This is a genomic window from Alcanivorax sp. HI0083, from assembly GCF_001635175.1.
Genome location: NZ_LWFX01001459.1, coordinates 1 through 3,777 on the forward strand (window position 1 = coordinate 1; position 3,777 = coordinate 3,777).

Below are 3,777 nucleotides of genomic sequence, written 5' to 3' on the forward strand. Positions count from 1 at the left end.
GCCGAAGCGATTCACTTGCTGCTGGATCACATGCACGCCGTGGACAACAAGCTGGATAGGGTCTGCACCAACCTGAAAAAGCAGGGCATTCAGGGATGCGATGAGAAGCTGCCGGAGCTGAAAGATGAAGACTTCGAGCCGGTGAATGCGGGCGGAACAGACTGAAAAGCAGTTGAAGGTTGATAGTGGACAGTTGACAGCGCAAATAAAAAGGCCGCCCCGGAAGGGCGGCCTTTTTATTTGGCGTGTTGCATGAAGCGTGGTGCGTGCCGCGTCTCTTATACGTTAAACCGGAAATGCACCACGTCACCATCCTTGACGATGTATTCCTTGCCTTCCAGGCGCCACTTGCCGGCTTCCTTGGCTCCCTGCTCGCCGTTGTTGTCGATGTAATCATCGTAGCCGGTGACTTCGGCACGAATGAAACCTTTCTCGAAATCCGTATGAATCACGCCGGCAGCCTGGGGCGCGGTGGCGCCGACCTTGACGGTCCAGGCGCGGACTTCTTTTACGCCTGCGGTGAAATAGGTTTGCAGGCCGAGAAGGTTAAAGCCGGCGCGGATGACCCGGTTCAGGCCGGGCTCTTCCATGCCCAGGTCGGCGAGGAAGTCGGCTTTTTCTTCGTCGTCCAGTTCGGCAATCTCGGATTCGATTTTGGCGCAGATGGGTACCACGGAAGAGTTTTCTGTTTCGGCCAGCTCGCGCACGGCGTCCAGCAAGGCGTTGTCCTCAAAGCCGCCTTCGTCCACGTTGGCAATGTACATGGTGGGCTTCAGGGTCAGCAGGTTCAGGCTCTTGATGGCTTTGCGTTCATCGTCATTCAGGTCTACGGAGCGTGCCGGGTTGCCTTCGTTCAGGGCGGGCAGCACCTTGTCCAGTACCGGCAGCAAGCCTTTGGCATCCTTGTCCTGGCCCTTGGCGGCCTTGGTGGCGCGCAGATGGGCTTTTTCTACCGTGTCCAGGTCGGCCAGGGCCAGCTCGGTGTTGATCACGGCGATATCGTCCAGCGGCGATACCTTGCCGGATACGTGGATCACGTTTTCATCGTCGAAGCAGCGCACCACGTGAGCGATGGCATCGGTTTCACGGATGTTGGCCAGGAACTTGTTGCCCAGGCCTTCACCCTTGGACGCCCCGGCCACCAGGCCGGCGATATCCACGAATTCCATGCTGGCGGGCATGATCCGCTCCGGGCTGACGATGGCGGAGAGTTTGTCCAGACGGGGGTCCGGTACTGGCACCACGCCGGTGTTGGGTTCAATGGTGCAGAACGGGAAGTTCTCGGCATCAATACCCGCTTTGGTCAGCGCGTTGAACAGGGTGGATTTGCCCACGTTGGGCAGACCGACGATACCGCATTTGAAACCCATGACAGACCTCCATTTTTCGAGGCCGCAATGCTACTGAAGCCGGGCTGAAAAAGCGACCACCGCAGAGCGGAAACAGCGGCGAGCTATGAGCTGCGAGCTTCGAGAAAAAGCAAAGACAGTATCGTTTGGGGTGGGGCTAATCCTGAAAGCCAGAAGCCAGAAGCCAGAAGCCAGAAGCCAGAAGCTGCCTACGCTTTAAATCCGTTGAGGTGGTTCATGGCGCCATTCAGGTCGCCGCGGAGCATATCGGCGGTGTAGTGGACGGCTTCATCGATGGCGCGATCGATCAGGTCCCGATCGGCTTGGGAGGGTTTGTTCAGCACGTGGGGGGTAACCCGGTCTGCAGAGCCGGGGTGGCCGATGCCCAGGCGCAGCCGGTAAAAGTCGCGGCTGTTGCCATGTCGGCTGATGATGTCGCGCAGACCATTATGGCCTCCGTGGCCGCCGCCTAGCTTGAAGCGGGCACAGCCGGGGGGCAGGTCGAGCTCGTCGTGAGCAACCAGCATCTGCGTAACGGGAATCTTGAAGAAGTTTGCCAGTGCGGCGGTGGCCTGACCACTGCGGTTCATGAAGGTGGTCGGTACCAGCAGGCGGATGGTTTCGCCTTCAAAGGAAAAGGTGGCGGTGAGGCCGAAATATTTCTTGTCTTCGGTAAGGAAGACGCCCTGGCGTCGGGCCAGGGCGTCTACATACCAGACGCCGGCATTGTGGCGGGTGTCTTCGTATTCGCGGCCTGGATTGCCCAGGCCTACGATCAGTCGAACCGGTTCCGCCACGGTGCGTCTTATTCCTCGCCTGAGGCTTCTTCGCCTGCCGCTTCGTCGGCATCGTCATCAGCGGACGCACGGACTTTCGGCTGGTGAACCGCGGCCACCGGCTGGTCGTGGTCTTCGCCCAGTGCGAGCTGGGTCAGTTCCACGCCTTTCGGCAGTTTCAGGTCGGACAGGTGGATCACGGTGTCCATTTCAGCGTTAGCCATGTCCACTTCGATGAACTCGGGCAGGTGCTGGGGCAGACAGCTCACTTCCACTTCTGCGAAGTTGTGCTGGATCTCGCCGCCTTGCTTCTTCACGCCGATAGAGCTTTCTTCGTTGATGAAGTGCAGGGGCACGTTCATGGTGATCTTGTGGGTCTTGTCGACGCGCAGCAGATCCACGTGCAGCGGGTGGCCCTTGGCCGGATGACGCTGCATGTCACGCAGTACGGCCTGTACACTGGCACCGTCCAGCTTCAGCGTGAGAATGTGGCTGTAGAACGCTTCGTTTTCCAGGGCTTTTTTCAGCTCGCGCAGCTCAACGCTGATCATCTGCGGCTCGGCTTCGCCACCGTAGAGGATGCCGGGAACACGTTCTTGCAGACGACGCAGGCGGCGGCTCGCACCTTTCCCTGTATCGCTGCGGCTTTCTGCATTCAGCAGGAATTCATTGGACATGGTCTGTCTCCAGTATGCTCTCGGGCTTCCCGCGACCAGGTCGGCCAGAGAGGTTGATAAAGCCACGGAGGATTCCGCGGGGGCGCGATTATGCATGAAAAGCACGCCAGACGCCAGACGCCTGATGACGGACGCGCCAAAAAGCAAAAACCCGCTCGAAGAGCGGGTTTCAGCGTCAGGCGTCGAGCATCTGGCGTCTGGCGTTCTATACCAGCTCCAGCCGGTCGAACATGGCGCTCAGGGATTCTTCGTTGTTCACCCGGCGTACCGTTTCGGCGAGCATGGGCGCCAGGCTTAGGACGCGAATGTTGGCACAGGCGCGGCCGGCTTCGGACAGGGGAATGGTGTCGGTGACGACCAGTTCGTCCAGGGCGCTGCTGGCAATGTTGTCGATGGCCGGGCCGGACAGGATCGGGTGGGTGATGTAGGCAATCACCTTGGCGGCGCCGTGGTCTTTCAGGGCTTGGGCGGCTTTGCACAGGGTGCCGGCGGTATCGACCATGTCGTCCACCAGTACGCAGGTGCGGCCTTCCACTTCACCGATGATATGCATCACCTGGGACACATTGGCCTTGGGGCGGCGCTTGTCGATGATGGCCAGGTCGGCGTCGTTGAGCTGCTTGGCCAGGGCGCGGGCACGGACGACACCGCCCACGTCCGGGGAGACGACCATCAGGTCGTCATGGTTCTGGCGTTCGATGTCCGCCACGATCAACGGGGTGGCGTAGACGTTGTCTACCGGGATATCGAAGAAGCCCTGAATCTGGTCGGCGTGCAGGTCTACGGTGACCACGCGATCAATGCCGACGGCGGTGATCATGTCGGCGACCACTTTGGCGGTAATTGGCACGCGGGCAGAGCGCACGCGGCGATCCTGGCGGGCATAACCAAAGTAGGGAACAACGGCGGTGATGCGGCCTGCGGAGGAGCGACGCAGGGCGTCGGCCATGACCAGCAGTTCCATCAGGTTGTTGT

General features: G+C 60.1%; 4 protein-coding genes. All 4 read right to left on the reverse strand.

Annotated elements, in window-relative coordinates; genetic code table 11:
- Positions 1–278 precede the first annotated feature (278 nt).
- Positions 279–1,370 (reverse strand): redox-regulated ATPase YchF, encoded by a 1,092-nt coding sequence (gene ychF, locus A3754_RS22115; protein ID WP_063521357.1) that lies wholly within the window; start codon positions 1,368–1,370, stop codon positions 279–281.
- Positions 1,371–1,558: 188 nt separating this feature from the next.
- The gene (pth, locus tag A3754_RS22120) at positions 1,559–2,146 is read right to left on the reverse strand and encodes an aminoacyl-tRNA hydrolase (protein ID WP_063521358.1); all 588 of its coding nucleotides are present in this window, start codon (positions 2,144–2,146) and stop codon (positions 1,559–1,561) included.
- 8 nt (positions 2,147–2,154) lie between these two features.
- Complete coding sequence (locus tag A3754_RS22125; protein ID WP_063521359.1) at positions 2,155–2,802, reverse strand: 50S ribosomal protein L25/general stress protein Ctc; 648 nt, start codon at positions 2,800–2,802, stop codon at positions 2,155–2,157.
- Between the two features lie 205 nt (positions 2,803–3,007).
- Positions 3,008–3,777 (reverse strand): ribose-phosphate pyrophosphokinase (locus A3754_RS22130; protein WP_063521360.1); only part of this gene is annotated, 770 nt, incomplete at its 5' end.

Bases quoted from the DNA above. Each gene is read 5' to 3' on its own strand.
- A3754_RS22125 (WP_063521359.1), bottom strand. From the start codon at position 2,802: ATGTCCAATGAATTCCTGCTGAATGCAGAAAGCCGCAGCGATACAGGG.
- ychF (WP_063521357.1), bottom strand. From the start codon at position 1,370: ATGGGTTTCAAATGCGGTATCGTCGGTCTGCCCAACGTGGGCAAATCC.